Source organism: Methylacidiphilum sp. Yel, from assembly GCF_004421185.1.
Lineage (GTDB): Bacteria > Verrucomicrobiota > Verrucomicrobiia > Methylacidiphilales > Methylacidiphilaceae > Methylacidiphilum.
Window position 1 is genome coordinate 30,546 of the sequence record NZ_LXQB01000052.1, and the last position, 22,310, is coordinate 52,855.

Annotated in this window: 18 protein-coding genes and 1 tRNA gene; 8 read left to right on the forward strand and 11 right to left on the reverse strand. The window is 40.0% G+C overall.

Annotation, left to right across the window (positions count from 1 at the left end):
* Window positions 1–240 precede the first annotated feature (240 nt).
* The 5 genes from A7Q09_RS07655 to rsmI form a co-directional block, all read right to left on the reverse strand.
* Complete coding sequence (locus A7Q09_RS07655) at window positions 241–1,044, reverse strand: hypothetical protein (RefSeq protein WP_134390865.1); 804 nt, start codon at window positions 1,042–1,044, stop codon at window positions 241–243.
* Window positions 1,031–1,456, reverse strand: a complete 426-nt coding sequence (locus A7Q09_RS07660; RefSeq protein WP_134390899.1) for a biopolymer transporter ExbD — start codon at window positions 1,454–1,456, stop codon at window positions 1,031–1,033. Before A7Q09_RS07660 ends, A7Q09_RS07655 begins: the two co-directional genes overlap by 14 nt.
* Entirely contained in the window at window positions 1,440–2,210 is a 771-nt protein-coding gene (locus tag A7Q09_RS07665) for a MotA/TolQ/ExbB proton channel family protein (RefSeq protein WP_134390867.1), read from the reverse strand. The genes A7Q09_RS07660 and A7Q09_RS07665 overlap by 17 nt, the downstream gene beginning before the upstream one ends.
* A 107-nt stretch (window positions 2,211–2,317) precedes the next feature.
* The gene (locus tag A7Q09_RS07670; protein ID WP_244228606.1) at window positions 2,318–2,830 is read right to left on the reverse strand and encodes a hypothetical protein; all 513 of its coding nucleotides are present in this window, start codon (window positions 2,828–2,830) and stop codon (window positions 2,318–2,320) included.
* Window positions 2,831–2,854: 24 nt separating this feature from the next.
* Window positions 2,855–3,616, reverse strand: coding sequence for a 16S rRNA (cytidine(1402)-2'-O)-methyltransferase (rsmI, locus tag A7Q09_RS07675; protein ID WP_134390869.1), 762 nt, complete (start codon window positions 3,614–3,616; stop codon window positions 2,855–2,857).
* Window positions 3,617–3,780: 164 nt separating this feature from the next.
* Here rsmI and A7Q09_RS07680 point away from each other — a divergent pair.
* Together A7Q09_RS07680 and A7Q09_RS07685 are read left to right on the forward strand one after the other, a co-directional pair.
* Window positions 3,781–3,862, forward strand: a tRNA-Leu gene (locus A7Q09_RS07680).
* 378 nt (window positions 3,863–4,240) lie between these two features.
* Complete coding sequence (locus A7Q09_RS07685) at window positions 4,241–5,062, forward strand: class I SAM-dependent methyltransferase (RefSeq protein ID WP_134390871.1); 822 nt, start codon at window positions 4,241–4,243, stop codon at window positions 5,060–5,062.
* Here A7Q09_RS07685 and A7Q09_RS07690 read toward each other — a convergent pair.
* Together A7Q09_RS07690 and glgP are read right to left on the reverse strand one after the other, a co-directional pair.
* The gene (locus A7Q09_RS07690; protein WP_134390873.1) at window positions 5,043–6,413 is read right to left on the reverse strand and encodes a hypothetical protein; all 1,371 of its coding nucleotides are present in this window, start codon (window positions 6,411–6,413) and stop codon (window positions 5,043–5,045) included. The two genes, A7Q09_RS07685 and A7Q09_RS07690, sit on opposite strands and share 20 nt — an antisense overlap.
* A 17-nt stretch (window positions 6,414–6,430) precedes the next feature.
* On the reverse strand, window positions 6,431–8,950 hold the full coding sequence (gene glgP / locus A7Q09_RS07695) for an alpha-glucan family phosphorylase (protein WP_134390875.1): 2,520 nt from the start codon (window positions 8,948–8,950) through the stop codon (window positions 6,431–6,433).
* 167 nt (window positions 8,951–9,117) lie between these two features.
* Here glgP and A7Q09_RS07700 point away from each other — a divergent pair, with 167 nt between their 5' ends.
* A complete protein-coding gene (locus A7Q09_RS07700; RefSeq protein WP_134390877.1) occupies window positions 9,118–10,251 on the forward strand; it encodes a calcium:proton antiporter in 1,134 nt (377 codons plus the stop codon).
* 15 nt (window positions 10,252–10,266) lie between these two features.
* On the opposite strand, the gene metE is transcribed toward A7Q09_RS07700, so the two are convergent.
* The gene (gene metE, locus A7Q09_RS07705) at window positions 10,267–12,627 is read right to left on the reverse strand and encodes a 5-methyltetrahydropteroyltriglutamate--homocysteine S-methyltransferase (RefSeq protein WP_134390879.1); all 2,361 of its coding nucleotides are present in this window, start codon (window positions 12,625–12,627) and stop codon (window positions 10,267–10,269) included.
* A gap of 148 nt (window positions 12,628–12,775) precedes the next feature.
* Between metE and rsmA the strand changes: the two genes are divergently transcribed.
* Entirely contained in the window at window positions 12,776–13,585 is an 810-nt protein-coding gene (gene rsmA / locus A7Q09_RS07710) for a 16S rRNA (adenine(1518)-N(6)/adenine(1519)-N(6))-dimethyltransferase RsmA (RefSeq protein ID WP_134390880.1), read from the forward strand.
* Window positions 13,586–14,237: 652 nt separating this feature from the next.
* Window positions 14,238–15,719 (forward strand): Ppx/GppA phosphatase family protein, encoded by a 1,482-nt coding sequence (locus A7Q09_RS07715; RefSeq protein ID WP_134390882.1) that lies wholly within the window; start codon window positions 14,238–14,240, stop codon window positions 15,717–15,719.
* 8 nt (window positions 15,720–15,727) lie between these two features.
* Here A7Q09_RS07715 and zwf read toward each other — a convergent pair whose 3' ends face one another.
* Both zwf and A7Q09_RS07725 read right to left on the reverse strand, forming a co-directional pair.
* Window positions 15,728–17,239: a glucose-6-phosphate dehydrogenase gene (gene zwf, locus A7Q09_RS07720; RefSeq protein WP_134390884.1), complete on the reverse strand. Its 1,512-nt coding sequence runs from the start codon at window positions 17,237–17,239 to the stop codon at window positions 15,728–15,730.
* Window positions 17,240–17,312: 73 nt separating this feature from the next.
* The gene (locus A7Q09_RS07725) at window positions 17,313–17,696 is read right to left on the reverse strand and encodes a hypothetical protein (protein ID WP_134390886.1); all 384 of its coding nucleotides are present in this window, start codon (window positions 17,694–17,696) and stop codon (window positions 17,313–17,315) included.
* A gap of 183 nt (window positions 17,697–17,879) precedes the next feature.
* Here A7Q09_RS07725 and A7Q09_RS10530 point away from each other — a divergent pair, with 183 nt between their 5' ends.
* The 3 genes from A7Q09_RS10530 (at window position 17,880) to A7Q09_RS07735 (ending at window position 20,768) form a co-directional block, all read left to right on the forward strand.
* Window positions 17,880–18,089 carry a hypothetical protein gene (locus tag A7Q09_RS10530; protein WP_166791955.1) on the forward strand — a complete coding sequence of 70 codons (210 nt, stop codon included), beginning with the start codon at window positions 17,880–17,882 and terminating at the stop codon, window positions 18,087–18,089.
* A gap of 383 nt (window positions 18,090–18,472) precedes the next feature.
* Window positions 18,473–20,365 carry a cbb3-type cytochrome c oxidase subunit I gene (locus A7Q09_RS07730; RefSeq protein ID WP_134390901.1) on the forward strand — a complete coding sequence of 631 codons (1,893 nt, stop codon included), beginning with the start codon at window positions 18,473–18,475 and terminating at the stop codon, window positions 20,363–20,365.
* Window positions 20,366–20,546: 181 nt separating this feature from the next.
* Window positions 20,547–20,768: a hypothetical protein gene (locus tag A7Q09_RS07735; RefSeq protein ID WP_134390888.1), complete on the forward strand. Its 222-nt coding sequence runs from the start codon at window positions 20,547–20,549 to the stop codon at window positions 20,766–20,768.
* 91 nt (window positions 20,769–20,859) lie between these two features.
* On the opposite strand, the gene A7Q09_RS07740 is transcribed toward A7Q09_RS07735, so the two are convergent.
* The gene (locus A7Q09_RS07740) at window positions 20,860–22,233 is read right to left on the reverse strand and encodes an MBL fold metallo-hydrolase (protein ID WP_134390890.1); all 1,374 of its coding nucleotides are present in this window, start codon (window positions 22,231–22,233) and stop codon (window positions 20,860–20,862) included.
* Window positions 22,234–22,310: the final 77 nt, after the last annotated feature.

Sequence of the window (22,310 nt, forward strand, 5' to 3'; positions counted from 1 at the left end):
TTATTACCTCCACTATTAATTAAACTTTCATTTCAACATTTTGAATAGCATTGCATCTTGGACACCGTAAGGTTATTTGTCCAGGTTCGAGTTCTACTTTTTGTTGGCAGAACCGGCAAATAAAAATGCGCCGCTTTTCCAAGCGACGCCTCTTGGAATAAAAAAAAAGCCATAAAATGAATAGAAAAGCAAGTGAAAGAGTTGCATAGAAAAAAAAAGCTTCAGATAAAGTGATTCGCATCATGGGATTGCCTCATTGCGAGTCTGAGCGTTGTCACTATAGCTCCAAAAAATTTTTATCTTTCCCCAAATGGTTCTTTTCGTTAGAGGATCTGGAGCAAAATGGAGCTTGCGCACTTCTGATAGTGCTAGTAGATCGGCCTGTTCGTTGCCGCAACTTTCTTCTAGAAGGGCATTATGGACGATACCATCTGGTTCTACAGAAATGACCAGTTTTGTTATTCTTGCTTCGGATAAAAGATTGGTGGAGATTTTAGGTAGTTCCCAAGAACAAAGCAGTCTTTTTTTTAAGATATCATCAAAAAAAACAATCGATTTCTTGGGCATCACCGGTAGGACTTTCCCAAAAGAAGGCCTTTCTTTCGATAAAGGAAAACTTTTAGCGCATTGATCCAAAGACATAGTCTTTATTTTTAAAAAATCAACTTCTTTATCCGCTGGAATTGGAGCGGGGGAAGGAAAATTGGTTTTTGCAAGCAACAGATGGGGTTGGATCATGATCATGCTATGGTGTCTTTTTGCATTGGCATTTGGATGGATGAGAGCGATTGGATCTCTATATTTTAAAAGGAAGTTGATCCTATTAGTTAGAAAAGGATCGAGGGTCGTATTGTTTGGAGAAAAAATATATACGCGGCTTTTGGGTAAAGGTTCTTGGAGTGGGGCCACATAGGTTACTTTACAAAACAGAAGAAAGAAAACATGGAAGAGAATGGAACAAATAACCCAAAAAAAGATAGAAGAACGTTGGAGATAAAAAGGTCGATCAATTTTGTTTGTTTCTGATAAATTAATGTTCTGCATCGGGTTGAGTTGCCAGTAAAACAGATAGATTCTGAGCTAAAAAAAGATTTGTTAATTCGATGATATAGGCCTGAGGTACTTCTTTGTCGGCTTTAATAATAACCATTTGGTTGGGATGCTGGGAGGCAATTTCAGGGATCATTTTTTTTAGTTCCTCAAAATTCAATTCTTGATCGTTGACATAGAAAAGAACTTCTCTTTTGGCAGCAAAGCCTGTGGATGTGTCCTTTTTTTCAGGTTCGAGAAAAACCGATACGATAAGATTGCTCAATGGAACACTGATTCCAAAGGGACTTTTAGGCAGTTCAACAATAATGCCAGGGAGGGTCACAAAGGAAGAACCAAGCAAGAAGAAAAAAAGGAGTAGAAGTATCACAGTGACCAGTGGCACCGGATTAATTGTGCCGCTCATAAGGTTCAGTCTTGGGCGCAATTTCATTGGTTGTGTTGTCTTCTTCAAAACCCTGGTTATTTTGCCAACGGTATTCTATCAAGGCATGGATTAATTCGGTTGATACCCGTTCAATGTCGCCAAGAATACCAGAGAGTCTTGTAATTAAAAAATTATAGGCGATCTGTGTGGGTATCGCAACGGATATTCCAGCAGCCGTGCTGACTAACGCCATCCATATGCCAGAAGCTAAATCGGTGACAGAAACAGTTCCAGAGGCTCTATTCATTGCCAAAAAGGCCTCGATCATCCCATTGACGGTCCCTAAAAGACCCAGCAGAGGGCTGATGGAAGCAATAGTTGAAAGAATCGGAAGGTGAGCTTCTAGTTTTGGAATTTCAAGTTGGGCAACATTTTTGGCTACTTCTCTTAATTCTGATAAAGGCAGATAGTGAAAAAGGAGAATCTGTCGAATCACCCGACCTATCGGTCCATAAAAAGAAGAGGCCCGAAGGAGGGCCTCTTCGAAATTTCCTTTGTGAATTAAATTTTTAATTCCTGCTATCGATTCTTCGATGGGTAGTTCACACCGCCGGTACATAAAGAGCCTTTCCAAAAAAACCCCTAAGCCCAAAACGCTGCAAAAGAGGATTGGCCACATGATCAATCCGCCTTTGTGCACAATGTCGAACAGAGAGATAGCTTCTTGAATGACTCGAGGATTTTGTTTGGCGGCTAAAAAAAGCTGTGCGAATAGCCAAAAATCATCTTTCATTGCCTTTTAACGGTGCACTTTATGAGAAAATTTCTTTCCAATCATTTCCTTCTGATTCCAAAATGTATGTATTCAGTGAATCGTATGTAAACTTTTTATTCCCACTTTTACCAAATAAAGGATTTAGATTGAGCAATAATCACGTTATTTTTTAATATAGAAAATCTCCAGGCAAAAACCGTTCCATTTGTAAAATAGGCATCACCAATCACCTTAAAAATCGAATCAATGGCCCCATGAGCATGTGGATAATAGATCGACTGAGACCATACCTCTTCTTTTGTCTTCAGCTGTCTGTATTCGAATCTTGCCGTGAGGGCTTCTGGTTTACCACTCTTTTTCCATGCGAAAATATAAATTTGGCCAGCACGCGCTCGAAAATCCGATGGGACAATTGCTCCCCAGTTCCAATAGGCTCTTTCATAGATAAGAGATTGCAGCCCACCCGCTTTTAGTTTTTTATCATTGAGAATCTCAAGGACTTTGAGAATTTTTATATTTTTATCGGGAATGAAGGTTTCTTGTTCTTTTTTAGAAGCTTCTTCTCCCCTCAACTGAAGGGAGAAAAAACAAAAGAGTAAGAAAAAAAATAAGTACGTAAAAGATCTTAACTTGACCATAAAAGAACACTGTCGATATCTTTCTTATGTTATATCAGTAGAAGGATCTGTCGATCTTTTTTGCTGTTTTTCTTTTGCATACCCAAAACCATCGACGACGATACTAAATTCTCCTTTTATTTTTACAGATTGTAATTGGAACAACAGCTCTTTTGGTTTCCCTCTGAAGACTTCCTCGAATTTTTTTGTCATTTCTTTGACGATGCAAAGCATACAGTCTGGAATAGTTAGTTGAGCATCTTCTAAGGAGGAAATAAGTCTGTAAGGAGATTCAAAATACACAGAGGTGTACGGTCTTTCTGCCGATTGGAGCCATTCAGCTTGTCTTGCTTTGGTTTTGATCGGTAAAAACCCGCCAAAATAAAAGGGAGTGGTTTTGAACCCTGAAAGAAGGAGAGCCTGTAAGACAGCCGAGGGACCTGGAATGACTTCAAAAGGTATATTATTTTCGATGCATTTATGAATGAGCCTTTCTCCTGGATCAGAAATACAGGGCAGGCCTGCTTCAGAAATAAGCGCCACTTTTTTTCCTTTGAGAAGGATTTTGAGTAGGCTAGAAGCTTTTTTTTCTTCGTTTATTTTATTATAGGTAAAGAGAGGTTTTTTGATTTCCCATTTTTGAATCAAAATGAGAGCCTTTCGGGTATCTTCGGCTGCGATAATATCCACTTCTTTCAATGTTTTAACCGCTTTATAGGTAATGTCTTCAAGATTACCTATCGGTGTGCCAACGACAAAAAGCCTTCCGATGAGATTATTTTTTGTATTTTCTTGGCTCTGGTTCATCGAAAAATATCTTTTCGGCCGATATGGCAATTGGTAATATAATGGAGAAGGGTTCAGTCTGAATATTTTATTTTAGATAAATCCATTATAAATCCTTGTTTGGGAGTAAAAATAAGAGTTTTTTTCGATTTCTTTTCTTTTTATTGTTTTTTAGAGGAAACATTGGGCTTGTGGCGGAACTGGCAGACGCGCTAGACTTAGGATCTAGTGGGTAACACCGTGCGGGTTCAAATCCCGCCAAGCCCATAAAGATTTAAAGAGAGAATATTTTTCCCCACTTACTGACTAGAAACAGAAAGTGTGCAATCTACATGATTGGAGTAGTTAATAGGCATTAGACTGGAATAGCGGAGAAGTTTGTGTTCTTTCTTATTCACTATTCTGCATTAGGAAACAAGAATTGCATACTGCCATATCTTTAAATCTTTAAAAGCCTAGAAAAGAAGAGATCTGTTGACTCTAAATGGATTAAAATCTATGCAGCTATTAGAACGATTGATTCTTTTTGTTCGAAAGAGCCGCCGCCTAATCCCAAGCTTCTCTGGAAAACCATGACTGGATCATTATTGCCATAGCCTTAGTGGATTATTGACGCAGACTATTAGTTTTGTTCTATTCTTTATAATGAGCAAAATTGAAAACAATATTACTGAAAGTCAGAAGCGTTCCCGATCCCATTTTTCCTCTTGTGCTTCTTACTATCAAAAAGGTCACATCCTGAAGAATACGGAGGATTTAGAAAAGACTTTTGAAGATATAAAACTTCAAAAAGGAATGAAAGCATTGGATATAGCGACTGGTAATGGCTATACGGCTTTTTTCCTTGCGGAACATGGTCTTGATGTTACCGCCTGTGATATAACTGAAACTATGCTTGAAGGAGCCAGAAAAACAGCCATAGAAAAAAACTATGACATAAAATTTGTACTCCACAGTGCAGAAAAGCTGCCGTATCCCAATGAATCCTTTGATCTGGTATGCTGCCGGTATGCAGCGCATCATTTCGGCGATCAGAAAGCTTTTGTGCGTGAATCTGCTAGAGTCCTTAAGAAAGACGGACTTTTCGTTTTGATTGATGGAACAGTTCCTAATGGAGCATCGGAAGCTTATGAGTGGTTAGACCGAGTCGAAAAACTGAGGGATTACAGTCATGTAGGATATAGATTTGAAAGTGAATGGAAAGAATATTGTCGGGAGGCTGGTTTAGAACCTGTTAAATCCCTCTTTATTCCTTTTAAACAAGATGATATCGAATGGTATTTCCGCTCTGGAGGAACATCTGTCGAAAACCAACAGGCCATTTACAAGATGGTGAAAGAAGCCTCGGAAAGAGTAAAGAAAGTTTTAAAAATTGGCTGGGAAGATGGAAAGCCAGTTTGGTGGTGGATTAAACTTGCATTGGTAGCTAGAAAAACGCTACCAGCTCCTAAGGAAAATTCGGAATGATGTTTCTGAAAATCCTTCCTGGGACCTGTCTTTGAATCTCTCTTTCGATTCCTTTTTTAATTATCCCCTGAACAGCCTGATTCAGGCGTGGGGAAAAGTCTTCATGGATATCGTCAATGGTTCCAGAAAGATGGATTTCAGTCCAAAAAAACCCGTCAAGAGCAGCATTGAATAACTTTGCCCCTAATCCTGGAAGTTTCTGTATCCAGTCAGAACGAAGACCTAACATTAGAGTACCAGTGACGTTCTTTTCAACGAGAGTCACCCATCCAGTCAGCTTCATTGTGTCTTCGGATTGCCAATTAATGTGATGGAGCTTGATGGTGTTTGGTTCTAGAGTGATTAAGAAGTGGGCTACAGTAAGTGGAATATCTTCAAGACGGTGGAGATTTAAAAAAGAATCTATATTAGTTAGAAACGTCAAATGGACAAGACGTCCTTGATCAATAAACATCTGCCCCTCTCCATGATAAGTTTTTGCAATATCGCTCTCTGCGTTTAGTCCAATATTGCCACCTAAATACCCTTTGAGTTCATTACGTAAAGAGCCAAATAAAATGGAATTAAGTGGGATCTGATGTAAAGAGAGGTTCAAATGAGTTTTTTGAGGCGATACCAGGGCCATTGTTCCTTGAATGAGGACAGTGGCTTTGGGATCGGTCTTAAGATGTAAGGTAGCGTCAGAAACTTCAAAAGATCTCTTAGTCAAGAGCCCTTTGATATTTTCGAAAGCTAATTCAGGGAAAGATCTTAACAGAAGAACGCCTCGATGGGTATTGATAGCCCAATTTTCTTCTTTTGGCAGGACATCGAGTTCCATGCCATTGACTTGTCCACCTCCTCCCATTGTTGCAGGCCAACTAAGACTGAGGTTTTTGATAGAAATCTTTTCAATCGACACAGTTTTTTCTTTATTATTTTTTAAAGCGGCAGCAGTTGGCAGTTTTTCAGTTTTCCTTTCGGGAGGAAGTTCAGGATTTTGTAAAACAACAGAGAGATCGCCAAGTTCTATGGAACGAATAATCCAGGGACGCCCAAAAATTCCTATAGATCTTAATTGAACGGTCAGTGGTGCAATGGCAATGGAGGCAATGGGTGATTCTTTCGTTCCTTTTCCTTTATAGGAGCTTGTTTCTAATCCGAATCCATAAAACATAAAAGGCTCAAAACTGCCCGTAATAGCTGTATATTTTTCGACAATCTTTGAGGCATAGTCAGCGAAAGCTTTGCTTTTAACGATTGCATTAACCCACCAGATGAAGCCAAAAGCTCCAAGAACCAAAATCGCAAAAAAAATAAGGAGGGAAAGAAGAATAGGGCTAACTCTCCTTTTTTTTCCCTGTTGTTTCATTTAAAAAAATTTTTAAACTACCTATACCATAGAATTTCTGTAGCTTCAGTAGGCAGAAAAGCATTGGGATGGTAAGGTCTAATTCTTGGAGTAAAATCTCCTGGATTTCTGTCTGTAACCACTACAAGTTTATAGTTAAATCCATTTAAAGCACCCACCAAAGGCTCAGCTCTCTCCATCATATTACAAAACGCTGGAGCATGGTCTTTTTCATCCGCATATAATTCGACGGCCACCCAATCAGGAGGGATCTCATCAAGATAAACTTGAACGCTAAATTGAATCTGGCCTTCTGTTTGAACAAAACTAAAGTTTCCGAAATGGATTGCATGCCAATGGGAAGCAACCGTTCTTTTCCAGGTCTCCAATTCTCGGCTGAGATTCCACTCTTTTGCTTTTCTTTTTTCAGCTGCATGACAAAGGGGAATATAATAGTCGGTTGTATATTCTCTTATCATCCTGTTGGTGGAAAAATAAGGGGTAAGCCGAGAGATACTTTCTCGCATCATATTGACCCATTTTTTAGGAATTCCACGTTCGTCTCTTTCATAAAATGCAGGAATTACTTCATTTTCCAAAATAGAATAAAGTTGGTTAGCTTCAAAAGCATCCCAGGCTGGATCATTATCATGCTCTTGACCATCTCCAATAGCCCATCCTAATTCTGGGGCGTATGCTTCAGCCCACCACCCATCCAACTCAGATAGATTTAGTCCGCCATTAGCCAGGACTTTCATTCCACTTGTCCCGCTTGCCTCCCAAGGTCTTCTTGGATTGTTTATCCAAAGATCAATTCCTTGGACCAGATCCAGGGCCAGTCTCATGTCATAATCTTCAACGAAAACCACCCGATTATGAAGCTCCTTTCTGGCAACAAATTCAGTCCACTCCTTAATCATCGCTTTACCAATACGATCTTGGGGATGGGCTTTGCCAGCTACCACCAATTGCACTGGCCTTTGCGGGTGCGTAAGAATTTTCATCAGTCTTTCCTTATCATGAAGAAGTAGAGTAGGTCTTTTATAGGAAGCAAAGCGTCTTGCAAAACCAATGGTGAGCACATTAGGATCAAACAAACAGACGCATTGGGACATTGTATGCTCGTGTTTTCCTAGCATGGCACAATGACAACGGGATCTTTTCCGCAAGGAGAGGATGAGCTTGAGCCGATTTTTTTTCCTCCATTCTAGCAAGGTGCAGTCATTGGCAGATCGAAATTTTTCGCCAAGAGTTTCTGTCGGTTGTCTCCAAGGGTATTTGCCGCATATGCTGCTCCATAACTCATCTGTTTCCACCGAATGCCAAGTGGGTACATGAACTCCATTGGTAACCGATCCAACGGGTATCTGCCATGTTGGCCACCGAGGAAATAATCCCTGAAAAATTCTTTGGCTCACTTTTCCATGGAGTTTGCTGACTCCATTGGTAGCAGCAGAACCTCTGATGGCCAGATAGGCCATATTAAAAGGCTCCTCTTGACTCCTGTATTGTTGTCCTAAAGCTAAAAGATCTTCAATAGGAACCTGTACCTCCTGCGCAAAATCGGAAAAGTATTTTTTAAATAGCGCAGGGCTAAACCGATCAAAACCTGCTTCAACAGGAGTGTGGGTTGTGAAAAGATTACCACAGCGTGTCGCCCAAAGAGCCGTCCAGAAAGAAGAAGAGGGCATTTTTTTCATGCAGTCTTTGGCTCTTTCAAAAATGGCAAAGGCAGCATGCCCCTCGTTAAGATGGCAAATGTTACAGTCTATGCCTAGCTGCGTAAGGAGTTTCCACCCACCCATTCCAAGGACGATCTCTTGCAAAATCCGCGTCTCATTATCGCCTCCATACAAGGTCCCCGTAATGGTCCTATCTGAAGGGATGTTTGCTGGATCATTGCTATCCAGAAGATAGAGGAAGACTCTTCCAACTTTTGCCCACCAAGATCGCAGGGTAACCATTCTTCCAGGTAGCTGGACTTGGACAGCAATCCATTCGCCCGACTCGTTTCTCAATGGGAAAACAGGGAGGAGAGCCGGATCATTGTATGGATAAAATTCGATTTGTTCCCCGTTAGAATCAATCAGTTGGCGAAAATAACCTTGTTGATAGAGCAGTCCAATGCCAACAACAGGAAGGCCCAGATCACTTGCCGCCTTTAAGTAGTCACCAGCCAAAATCCCTAATCCACCTGAATAAATGGGCAACTCTTCTCCCAATCCAAATTCCATACTAAAATAGGCGATGTTGCCTTTAAAGTAAGGGAAATTTGATTCAAACCATGTTTTTTCCTCAAAATAACGTTTTCTTTCTTCTAACTGGCAATGAAAAAGAGAGAGAAATTCTTCATCTTGAGAAAGCTCCTTCATTTTTTCTTTAGATAGGCTTTCAAGAATGAACCAAGGATTGGAAGTGGCCTCCCAGAGTTGTGGATTGACTTTACGCCAAAGTCTTCGGGAACCTGAAACAGTATGCCATAGCATATCGGAGGCAATATCTTCTAAGCCTTTTAGTTCCTCAGGAAGATCGGGGAAAAGGTATTGCTGGGGGATCATTGAACTCACTCCTTTGTCTTTACAACATAAAAAATGTTGGAAGCGGAAAGTATTGAAAAATTTAGTTTTAGTTTTTAGTTTGTTCTGCCTATAGAAATTTTCTAAAGGTATCTACTTTCTAAAGATATTAGAAAACAGTTAAAAAAACAATAAGAAGGGTTTGAGGAATGCTGCCTATAAAAAAAAGTGTATGGGGGAAGAAAAGTGCATTGCTTTTTGCTAATAAATCTTTTGTATTTTCAATCGTTTCTCTCTTTGTATTGCTTTTTTTTGTCAGAGAAAGACTGACTATAATAAGCAATTTTCAGGAATTTTTAATTGGGTTTTTTTGGTTTTTTAGCCTCGTCTTGGCAAATTCTTTTGTTTCAGTTAAACATGCTGAGAAGCTAGCCAAGCATTATGGAGAACCTTATGGTTCCTTAATACTAACATTTGCTGCCACTGCTATAGAGTTTTCCTCTATTTGGGATATCATGTCTTCTGGGGAAAATTTAACCTTTGCCCGAGACACCATTTATTCGGTCATAATGATTATTCTTGGTGGCATGATTGGCACCGTTTTGCTTGTCGGAGGTATCTATCATAAGGAACAAAAAATTAATTTAGAGGGTGCAAGAGCTTTTATTAGTGTGATTGTGCCACTAGCCGTCCTCATTTTGATTCTTCCTAATTTCACTCGTTCGACACAGGGCCCAACCTTTTCTAAATTTCAAACTCTTTTCTATATTTTTGCTTGTCTCTTTCTCTATTTGCTCTTTCTAGTTGTTCAGACTGTAAGGCATAGAAAATATTTTTTTTTGGATGAAATGGAAACCAATCCTGTAGCTAGGGAAAAGGATGATCAAAAAGCTTCCTTTCCCTTCTATCACGTCTTGATGCTGGTGGTTTCTTTGCTTTTCGTTGTTTTTTTTGCAGAAAAATTAGCTTTTCCAATCGAGTATGCCATTGAAAAGATGAAAGCTCCCAAAGTCGTAGGCGGCTTTTTAATTGCTCTGCTTGTCTTACTTCCTGAATCGCTTACTGCGATTGAAGCGGCAATTTATAACGGGCTTCAACGATCGGTCAATATCCTTTTAGGATCGGTCTGTGCTACCATTGGGTTGACATTGCCCCTGATCCTTGCTTTCAGTCTGTTGAAAAGCTCTTCGCTTATCCTAGGGCTTAGCCAGGTCGAAGCTACACTTCTTGTTTTGACTCTACTCCTTTGCCAGATTACCTTTTCTGGAGGAAAAACCAATATTCTCCAAGGAGCGGTACACCTGCTTCTCTTTTTTTCTTATCTTATCATGATGTTCGATTGATAGATTAGAGCCTTCTTATGGAGATTCTGCTATGGTTGGCTCTACAGAAGCTTTCTTTGTAACTTCATTTCTTAAAATTCGTGCCGCTTCCACCATATTTTTTAAAGAGGGGATCACTTCTTGATAACTTCGTGTTTTAAGCCCACAATCCGGATTAACCCATAATGATTCTTTGGGTAAAACAGATAGGGCTTTTCGCAAGGTAGCTAGCATCTCTTCTGTCGTTGGAATTCTTGGAGAATGGATATCCCATACCCCAAGACCAATATCATTTGGATACCTGAATTTTGCAAAAGAGTTGATTAATTCAAAGCCGGATCGGGAAGCTTCCAGAGAAATTACATCAGCATCCAGCTTGGCTATAGCTTGAAGGATATCGCCAAATTCAGAATAACACATATGGGTATGGATTTGGGTAGAGTCTTCCACACAACAAGAAGCGATGCGGAAACTCTCAATAGCCCACTGAAAATAGTCTTCCCAGTCGATTTTGCGCAAAGGTAAAGCTTCTCTTAAAGCAGGTTCATCAATCTGAATGACTCCAATCCCATTTTTTTCTAGTTCCTTAACTTCTTCTCGTATTGCTAAGGCAATCTGCTTGGCTGTTATTTTTCTTGGTTGATCGTCTCTGACAAAACTCCATTGTAGCATGGTAATGGGTCCAGTAAGCATGCCTTTCATGGGTTTTTTTGTGAGGGATTGGGCAAACTTGGACCATCGTATCGTCATAGCCTCTTTTCTGGATACATCCCCAAAAATGATTGGAGGCTTCACACAGCGAGATCCATAGCTTTGGACCCATCCGTTTTCAGTGATAAGAAACCCATTGAGTTTTTCACCGAAATATTCGACCATGTCCGTTCTTTCAAATTCCCCATGAACTAAAACGTCTAATCCGATTTCCTCTTGTAACTCTACCACCCGTTTTATCTCTTCTTCTATAAAAGTTTCATAGGCTTCTTGAGAGATAGACCCATGCCGGTATCGCGAACGGATTCTTCTGATTTCTGCAGTTTGCGGGAAAGAGCCGATGGTAGTGGTCGGGAAAAGAGGTAGCCGCAGTTTTTTTTGTTGAAGTTCTTTTCTAACTCTATAAGGACTCTTTCTGGAAAGATCGGTTTCTTTTAGAGCTGCTAACCTTTCGTGAACGGTGGGATCATGAATTAGGCTGCTGGTCTTTCTTTTCTCAATTGCTTTTTGGTTTTCCTTAAACTGTTCATCATTCTGATAATTTTCCATTAGGGCCAGACTGGAAAGAATGTTGAGCTCTTCCAATTTTTCATCGGCAAATGCAAGACAGGCTCTAAGCTCTTCGTTTAATTTCTTTTCGGCTTGTAGACTTACAGGCACAAAATGAAGCGAACAGGAAGGAGCAAGCCAGAGCGATTCACTTGGAATATAATCAAGAGCGCTATGAATAACTTTCAACGAGTTGGAAAAATCGTTTTTCCAAATATTTCTTCCGTCGACGATGCCAAGGGAAAAAACTTTGTTTTTATCCCAGTTCTGTAGCAAACCGTAGAGTTCCTGTCCACCACGAGTCCAATCGTAATGGAAACCGTCGATGGGAATGGAAACGACTATTTCTCTATTTTCCTTCAAAGGACCAAAATAGGTAGCCAAAAGAATTTTCAGCGCAGGCACTTTCTGTTTAAGCCTAGGGTAAACATCATAAAAGGCTTTCTGCCATTCGGTGGGAATATCAAGGGTCAAAATTGGTTCATCGAACTCTATCCAATCAGCGCCAAGGCTATAGAATTCCTTCAAAATTTCTTCGTAGAGAGGAAGAATCTTCTCGAAAAGCTCAGCATTTTTTATCGATGGATCCTTTTTTTTACCTAAAAAGAGGAGGGAAATAGGTCCTAAAAGAATCGGTTTAGAAAGATAGCCAAGATATTTTGCTTCTTTAAACTCCTCGAACGGTTTTGAGGATCCTAATGAAAAATGTTGATCTTTTTCAAATTCAGGAACGATATAATGATAATTGGTATCAAACCATTTGGTCATCTCCATGGGCTGAGGAATGGTGTTTTCTTCTGCGCTTGCTTTTTCCATGCCTCTTGCCATCGTAAAAAGAAGATCTAGAGAAATAGGACCATTGCCTCTTTTAAACCGGCTCGGTATGGCTCCTATGAGGCAGATGGCATCTAAAACATGGTCATAAAAACTAAAATCGTTGGATGAGACGATAGATATTTGAGCTTTGCGTTGCTTTTCCCATCCCTCCTGTTTAATGGTTTTAGCTGTCTGAATGAGGTCATGCAGTGAGCTTTCCCCTTTCCAATACGCTTCTAAAGCAAATTTTAGTTGCCTATTCGATCCAATCCTTGGATATCCAAGAATATGGGTATGGAGACGATTGTTAGTGGGTGTCATGGTTTTTATCGGTTATGATGATGAAAAATAAAGAGACAAACAATTATAAAAATTTGTTTGGTTATATAGACAAACCACTAAATTTTCAAATAAATTTGTTTTATATTTTTAAACAATACAGTTTCTTTAACATATTTGATTAGGATCTGTGACATTATTTCAGATTAAAAGTTTGTTGTCTACCTACCATCTTTCTCCTCTCAAAAAACTGAGCCAGAACTTTCTTATCGATCAAAACATGGCAAAGTTGATCGTAAGAGAAAGCCTGCATGGCATGCCGTTGCCGCTAGAAGTCTACGAGATAGGTCCGGGACTAGGGGCTTTAACTGAGTTTTTTTTAAATGAAAATATCTCCTTGAAAGCAATAGAAATAGACAGAGGCTTTTGTAAAGTCCTGCAAGAAAGATTTGGCTCTAATCCAAAATTTGAGCTTATTCAAGGCAATGCGCTCGATTTTCCTTTTCCCAATGCTAAAAACGATACCATTCTTGTAGGAAACCTTCCCTATAACATTGCATCCCTCTTATTAGTCAAACTTTCACTTCTTCCTGAGCTATTTCCTAGGATGGTGTTTACCCTGCAGCATGAAGTAGCCTTACGACTGCTAACTAACCCAAAAACAAAGCAATATGGAGCCCTCTCCGTTCTCATGCAATCTCTTTTTCATATTAAGCGATTGAGAACGCTGCCTAAAGAATTGTTTTATCCACTACCCAAGGTCTTATCTGCGGTCGTTTTATTTGAACCCAAGGGAACAGCGGTAAACTTGACAGCCAAGGACAAAACTTCGTTTTATGCCTTTGTCAGGAAAGGTTTTTCTCAACGGAGAAAAAAACTCAACAAAGTTTTAGGAATTCCTTTGGAGAAAAGAGCCGAGGAAATTCCACCAGAACATTGGATAAAACTATGGAGGGAGTTCAATGATTCCAGTATAGCTAAAAAAGTGGGGGGTCTGTAAAAACTAAGCTTTATTTCTCTTCTTTTTGGTTTCACATTGGGAAATAAAACTAAAAGCTAAAGATTTTCTATAGGAATCCCATGAATAAAGAAGGCAGAGAACCACAAAAAGATCCCCAGAAGAAAAAAAGGTCGGTTGCAGCAGAAAACGTTTATTTTTTTGTTATCATGTTTTTGATCGGCCTATTATTTGTGTTCTTAATCTTTTCGGTCATCACCAAGAAAAGTTATATGTAAAAAAAGCTTTTTTTTTAACATAAGATGTCATAACCTTTCATTATGACATCGAAAAACCCTGAAGATCGAAGAAAAAAGACTATATCGTCTGGGGATATCTATTTCTTTATCGTTATGTTTCTGATAGGACTTTTATTTATATTCCTCATTTTTTCTGTGATCAGCAAAAACACCGTTCACGTTCATGGATAAATGCTTGGGATTTCAAGTCAATTTAAGGAACTCTTTTTCTTAGCTGTTGGAAGAGAGTTTGGAGTAGCGGTAAAAGTTCCAGATACCCACTAAGAGATAGCGGGTGTTAAAAATGAATAAAGGAAATAGCGTGGCACTTGTAATCAGATAGGCTCATTGTAGCTTTGGATTCGAAAAAAATAGTGCTTTTTTAAATCTCCCTAGATCTTTGCGACTTATAGATTATGGATCTTGCCGCTTCTGTTGACATTGGATCGCACAGTTTTCATCTATTAGTGGTTCAGGTGGAAAATGAAACAATACGACCTATCGATAAAATTAGGGATCCTGTTGCTTTAGCAGCCGGCTTAGATGAAAATAGGTTTTTGACTCCAGAAGCTATCACGAGGGCTATTCGCTCTCTGAATAAATTTGGGGAAAGAATAAAAGCTATACCATCGCATCGAGTACGAGCTGTTGGCACCAATACCCTGCGTATTGCTAAAAATAGTGAGCAGTTTCTAAAACTTGCCGAAACTGCCTTAGGGCATCAGATTGAAATCATCTCAGGACACGAAGAGGCCCGCCTTATCTATCTAGGAGTTGCTCATTCTATGGAAGACGATGGCCAAAAACGATTGGTGGTAGATATTGGGGGAGGAAGCACAGAACTGATTCTTGGAGAAAGCTTTATTCCACAGCGAGTAGAAAGTCTTTATATAGGTTGCGTGAGCTTTTCAAAAACTTTTTTTCCTGATGGGATTGTGTCAGCATCTAGACTGAGGAATGCCGAAATATCAGCCTTGCAAGAATTAGAACCCATAGTGGGATCCTTTAAAAAATATGGATGGCAACGAGTTATTGGATCTAGTGGAACAATCCTAGCCATTCAACAAGGAGTCATTGCAGAGGGATGGTCTAATAGCGGCATTACCGCCTCTTCTTTGAAAAAATTGAGAAAGTATCTTCTGTCTATCGGTCAGATTGATAAGCTTTCGATTAAAGGTATCGATTTGGACAGAAAACAAGTCTTAGCTGGTGGTTTTGCGATTCTTTCAGCTATTTTTGAATCATTGGGCATTGAAACCATGGAAGTTTCATCTGGAGCTTTAAGAGAGGGAGTGATTTATGATTTGCTCGGCAGGCTTTGTCAGAAGGATATAAGAGAAAAAACGGTTCGAGATCTAATCAGCCGTTTTCAAATTGACGAAGCGCAAGCTGAAAGAGTTCGTGCTCTTTCTGTTTCTTTTTATGAAAAAGTGAAAAAGGATTGGAAAATAGAGGAGGATTTCCATAAGCGAATGATTGTTTGGGCCTCCCTACTTCATGAAATTGGCTTGTTTATATCCTACAGCCAATATCATAAGCATGGGCAATATCTTTTGAATCATCTTGACATGCCTGGGTTTTCTCTCAGAGACCAGCAATGCCTCGCTTTTCTTGTCCGTAGCCATAGGAGAAAGTTCCCACTCTCCGAGCTTCAGTTGTTGAGGCAAGAAGACCGAGAAGCTATGAGAAAACTTGGAGTGCTATTAAGACTTTCAGTTCTTTTGAATAGGGTAAGGAATAGTCAAGAGTTGCCTGAAATAAAAATTATAGTTAACGCCAACTTAATTTCCCTTACTTTTCCCAAAGAATGGCTCCAAAGCCATCCTTTGACCTCAGCAGATTTAGCAACCGAATCGCAATATTTGATTAATGCAGGCTTCTTTTTACAATACAGCTAATTAAAAAATCAAAATCCTCCTTCATACCAACTTTTCCCATCTTTGGCAATAAGGACTTGTGCGGCTTCTGGCCCCCAGCTTCCGGCAGGATAATTTGGAAAATCTATTGGAGGGGTACTCTGCCAGAATTCCAGAATAGGATCAACGATTGACCAGGCGGCTTGAGCCTGATCGGCGCGCATGAAAAGAGTACCATCACCAATGATAACATCGCGCAAAAGCGTTTCGTAAGCTTCAGGAGAGCCTTTTTTAAAAGCCTCTTGATATTTAAATTGCAGATTGACCGGACTTAAACGAATGACTGGTCCGGGTATCTTGGCATGGAATACCAAGGAGATACTCTCCTCAGGTTGGATGTTAAGAATCATTCGGTTGGGAAGCCACTGATCTAGCGCTCGCGGTGGAAATGCTTGATGAGGAATAGGTTTTAAGGTTACCACAATCTGTGTTACCCTTTTAGCTAGTCTCTTTCCTGTTCTTAAATAGAAAGGGACATTTTGCCAACGCCAATTGTCTACAAACAGTTTAATGGCAGCAAAAGTTTCCGTTGAAGAGTCAGGTTTGACTCCCGGTTCTTCCCTATAAGCAACGACCTCTTTTCCTCTTATCCATCCCCTGCCATATTGGCCACGTACCGCGACTTGATGCACTTCATCTACACTGATTTTCCTAACAGCATGGAGGACATCTACCTTTTTATTTCTAATTTCATCGGAATCAAAAGAAACGGGAGGTTCCATGGCAATGAGGCAAAGAAGTTGCAGCATGTGGTTCTGAACCATATCCCGTAGAGCTCCAGCATGTTCGTAATACTCTCCACGCTGTTCTACGCCAACTTCTTCAGCCACAGTTATCTGTACATGATCGATGTAACGACTATCCCAAATGGGTTCCCACCAGGCATTGGAAAATCTCAGAGCAAGAATGTTTTGAACGGTTTCTTTCCCCAAATAGTGATCGATCCGAAAAATTTGAGACTCTTTGAAAACCTTTCCAAGGCATTGATCAAGCTCGTTGGCAGATTTTAAGTCATGCCCATAAGGCTTTTCAACAACAATTCTCGATTCCCTAGGAGCTTCAGATAGCTGAGCAATACCTATATGAGTCACGACTGTTTTAATCAAAGTGGGAGAAATCGCTAAATAAAAAATCCAATTTGGCGCACTATCCCATTTTGTCGCAATCTGTTGCAAGGTATGTTTTAAGGACTCATAAAAGGCTTCTTCCGATAGATCGGCAACAAGATAGGATTCGATTTTTTCAGAAAAACAAGACCACAATGAACTATCGTATCCTGTGGCAAATGTTTCAATACCGTTTCGTATATGTTCCCGGTATTCTTCTAGGCTCATTGATTTTTTATCGGCGGCCACGATAGCGAAATTCTCAGGAAGCCAACCAGAACAGTACAGACTAAAAAGCGCAGGGAAGAGCTTCCTCCAGCTTAAATCGCCTGCTCCTCCAAAGATAACAAGGATAGTTGGGGCTATTTGATGCAATTTTTCGTTTGTTTGAGTCATAAAGGCAGATGAAGAAAATTCCTATAATTTAAAATCTTTCCTTAAAGGAAAGTTGTTCAAAATCTGATTTTCTTCATTGAATTTTTTTCAGAACAATCGGTTTACCAAAAACTTTGTGATTAGGATCAATCAGTTCATTCCCATGGATCAGTAAAATTGTATAAATCTTGTTGTTTGATCCAATGAGAATTTTTTCATCTTGTACTTTGTATTCTGCTTCCCAAACATCTCTTTCTTGTGGGTTAGTAGGGGTTTTAGAACGACGCTCCCCTTTGGCTTTCCCATCTTCACTGAGATATAAGGTCATACAAGTCAGGGTGCCATTTTCTTCATTCCAGCAACCTGTATATTTCCCAGATGGATTTGACAATGCAGGCTGTCGAGAACAGCCTGTCGAAAAAACAAAAGTACTGGTTAGCGTAAGAACAAAAAATAAAAAGAAAAAACGACCCTTCATAAATAGATGAATTTTTAGCTTTTTGATAGAACAATAATTCCAATTGGAAGCTAAGAAAATGATTTTGTATTTTTAAAATCATAACTATTTTGCAAACCGTTTCTCCAATTATAGATAATCATGCTCCTATTAAGAAGATCGGCTAAGGGGAGCTAGCTAAAATTACTCTTGTTGATTCATCTCATGGAGGGGGGCTTGCTACTTTTTGCTCAAACACCTACCAAACATGCAATTGGACTACAAGTTCTCTTGGATAAGTCTCCTTCTTTTTTTGCAGCAAGAGAATGCACGCATGCTTTATTTAGCTTTGCTCCTATGGACAAAAGTCAAAGCCAAACCTGCTTGCATTGCCTCAATGGTAGTTCCAATAAAAGCCTTGGTAGAGAAGAATAAGTATTTTAAGTATAGGAGAGGCTTTCTGTAAAGAAAGCGGCCGTAGTCTTCCATGAGCGGGCATTTCCCAAAGCAATGGGCAGGTGGTTAGTTCTTTAGGGAATCTACTCAACTCCTACTGGAAAGGAACTGAAAAAAGCTTGCAGGAGCTATCAGTTGAACTTTGCCCTATATCTAATGGATAAGATTAGCCATCCATGGGAAAACTTATCGGTAAGTTCCTAGAGAAAGAGGGGTGCTTTTTGAAAAATATTCCCGAATTTCCTTTCCTTTCTTTTGATTCTAATCTTCTTAAAAACGCCGATAGCATTCGGAGAGAATGCAAAGTCTTTTCACTTGGAACGATCGGAAGGAGATACGAAGGAAAAAGAGAGGATAAGAATATGGAGAATCAAGATTTTGAGAGTGCGAAAAAGCAGGGGACAGCGCAGAATGCTAACTCATGGGTTGCTGAGAATCCGCATGAGACTCATCTCAGAGTACACGAGGTAGAACTACCCTGGTATCGAAAGTACTTATTTTCTACCGATCATAAGGTTATTGGTATCCAATATATGATCACTTCACTACTTATCGCCCTTTTTGGCTTTGGCCTGATGATCGTCATGCGTTGGCAGCTTTCCTATCCGGGTAAGCCGATTCCATTGTTAGGCGGAGTTTTGGAAAATATTTTGGGTCACGATATGTTTCCCAATGGAGTCATGACTCCTCAGGCCTATAATGCCTTTGGTGCGATCCATGGAACAGTGATGATTTTTATGGCCCTTGTACCGGCTTTGTTTGCTGGATTTGGAAATTTTGTTGTTCCATTACAACTTGGAGCCCCTGATATGGCTTTCCCAAGGCTGAATATGGCTAGTTTCTGGTGTTTTTTTGTCGGCGCAGTTATTATCATGGTGAGTTTTTTTGTGCCTGGAGGAGCTGCAAAATCGGGTTGGACTTCCTATCCGCCACTGGCAGATTTGGCTGATTCTGGCCCTAATTTTCACCCTATTTTGAATGGGCAAACGCTGTGGCTTTTGGGGATGGCTTTTAATATTACTGGCTCTTTGCTTGGGGTAATCAACATGATCACGACAATTTTTCAATTGCGTGTTCCTGGTTTAAGCTGGATGCGGCTTCCTTTTTTTGTCTGGGCTGAGCTGGTAACAGCTTTTCTTATGCTTCTGGCATTTCCTCCTTTGGAAGCTGCTGCCATCATGCAATTGATGGATAGGGTAGCTGGAACCAGTTTTTTTTCTCCTGATGGGCTAATCGTCAATGGACAGCAGGCACATTACAGTGGAGGAGGTGCTCCTCTGCTATGGCAACACCTTTTTTGGTTTTTGGGTCATCCAGAAGTTTACGTCCAGATACTTCCTACTATGGGAATTGTTGCCGAGATCATTGCTAACAACACGCGAAAACCACTATGGAGCTACAGAATCCTTGTTTATTCAGTTTTGACAATTGGCTTTGTTGGCATGATCGTTTGGGCTCATCATATGTACATGACAGGGATGGGGCAAGCCATCAGTACTTTCTTCCAACTTTTTACAACTATTATTTCCATTCCTTCGGTTCTCATTGGAACGGTTTTTTTGATGTCTCTTTGGGGTGCTTCGATTCGATTCAATCTTCCTATGATGTTTGCCTTGGCGTGGTTGCCTTTGTTTGGCATTGGTGGACTGACTGGTCTTCCTTTAGGATGGTCTACCTCAGATATGGTCTTGCATGATACCTATTATGTCGTTGGCCATTTCCATTATATGATGGCTCCCACCTCTATCATGGCTCTCTTTGCCGGTATATATTATTGGTATCCAAAGGCAACAGGAAGAGAAATGAACGAGTTTTTAGGCAAACTCCATTTTTGGCCTACTTTCATAACCTTCAATGGAATCTTTCTTCCCATGCTGATGCAGGGTTTCGCTGGAATCCATAGACGCTGGTATGATGGGGGTCAAGGATGGGAAATGGCTCAAGGTTTGTTATGGCTAAATCATGTTATGTCTGTTTCAGCATGGTTGTTGGCTCTAGCTCAGATTCCTTTTATTCTCAATTTCTTCTGGAGCCTTTTCTATGGAAAGAAAGTTCAATCTGATAATCCTTGGCAAGCTACCACTCTAGAGTGGGCAACACCTACGCCCCCAGGGCATGGGAATTTTCTCAAGCCCTTGACCGTTTATAGAGGTCCCTATGCATATAGCGTACCGGGAAATGAAAAAGACTATTTGCCCCAATGGGAACCTGATACAAAGCCACAGGTACCACAAGCAAAAGTGACAAAAATATAAAAAAAAAGAAATAAGAATGCTACGCTCCTCTCTCCTATCTATTAGAGAGGAAAGAGGGAACTGGCGCTTGGCCTCGATGTTTCTTAAAGAAAAAAGCAAGAAAATAGGGAAGGACTGTTTTCGATTGGTTAAACAAAGAAAAGATAGTTTATAAAGAGCAAAGAAAAAAGAGCAGGTATAAATGAATCCATTGATGGCCGTTGTGGGTATTTTTGCTTCTATTGAGAAAGTGTATGCAGCTTGCTTATTTTCTAGGTTATTTCTCTTTGGTTTAGTTTTGGTTCTCCTTCTTGCCTTTTCCATTTTCGGCTGGTATTTGTACAAAAAACAAACCCAACAGCCTCCTCCTTATTCTGAATTTTTGTTTTCCGAAGAGTTAATAGAAGAAGAAGAAAATGAGTAGAGTAAATAACAAACCCAAGACTTTTATGAGCTTCTTCAGACCTTAGCCAATCAAAGAAGTAAGGCTTTAGCGGGAATGGGGAGGCTCAATTTTAGATTTCTATCAATTTCCCAGGAGGTGGAATAATCAACTGAATTTGTGGACTTTCCTCTTCTAACTTTTGTTTGAACCAATCGAGAGCGGCCGGATCGCCATGAACCAGAATGCAGGTTCGAGGTTCTAAAAACTGGATATAGGAAAGAATATCCTCTCTTAGCGCATGACTTGTTAGGTCGAACTGATCGACTTCACAAATGACTGGTTGAGGTTTGCTAGATTTGTTGAGCACAACTAAATTGCCTCGGGGTGTAGCCAAAAGTTGACCGGCAGGAGAATCAGGATCACAGTATCCAACAAAAAATATGGAGTGTTTTTCGTTTGGTAAGAATTTTTGAGCTAAAACATTGGAAATGGTATTCTCATTCATCATTCCGGAGGTCACCAGATAGATTTCACCTTTCGAGGGTTGAATCTTCATGGGTTTTTTCCCATTAATGACGATAGGAGCTATCGTATCAAGAATCTTGAAGCCTGGATACCTTCTTAACGATCTGGAAGCAAGCTTGTCATAGATTTCTGAAAAGCTTCTACTTAACCCTCCAATAAAAATAGGACATTTTCGGAGTCTTCCCGCTTGCTGTTCTAGAAAAAGAGTAGTAAGGATTTCTTGTGTTTTGCCGAGGGCAAAAACTGGGATTAAAACAGAGCCTCCTCGATCGAAAGTAGCTTCAATGCTTTCAACAAGTCTTTGAATTTCCGTCTCTCTAGTTTTCCCTTTGACCATTTCTTGAGCCCCTCTTGTTGATTCGATAATAAGGACATCGATACCGTTTTGGGGAAAATCCGCTGGGAGCATGAGGGTTTGTTCTTTGAAACTAACATCTCCCGTATAAAAAATTCTACGGCCTCGGTGAAATATTCGAATTCCGACGGCTCCAAGAATATGGCCACTAGGATAGAATTGAAAGGTAAGAGGCTCATGCTTGGGATTGGGATAGCCGTTAAATGACCATTCCTTGTTGATATGACAAGCCTGCCACCGTTCCGTGCAACGATCTATTTCCTTATGGGTATACAAGGGGTATTCGGGAATTTGTAACTCAGCTCTTTGTTTAAGCATCACTTCTACTGAGTTGTGGAGTAGTGGAGAAGTTAAGTAATAGGTAGGTTCGCTTAAGAAAACTTTGAGCTTTGGATATTTTCTAAGAAACAGAGGTAAAGAGCCTGTATGGTCGTGATGCGCATGGCTTATAAGAAGACAATCCACTGGATAGTCTTCAAGAGATTGAAAATTTGGGGTAGCCAACTCTCCTTCTATTTTGGGATGCAGACCTGCATCCAGAATTATCCGCCCATCCTGGCCAAAATCTAAAAAATAGGAATTTGCTCCTATTTCGTTAGAACGTGTTAAATTTATAAATTTCACTAAACCAATGCTAAAATCAAAAGAAATTATCTATTTTGCAAGTTAATTTAACTAACTTATTTTCTATCATAAATCAA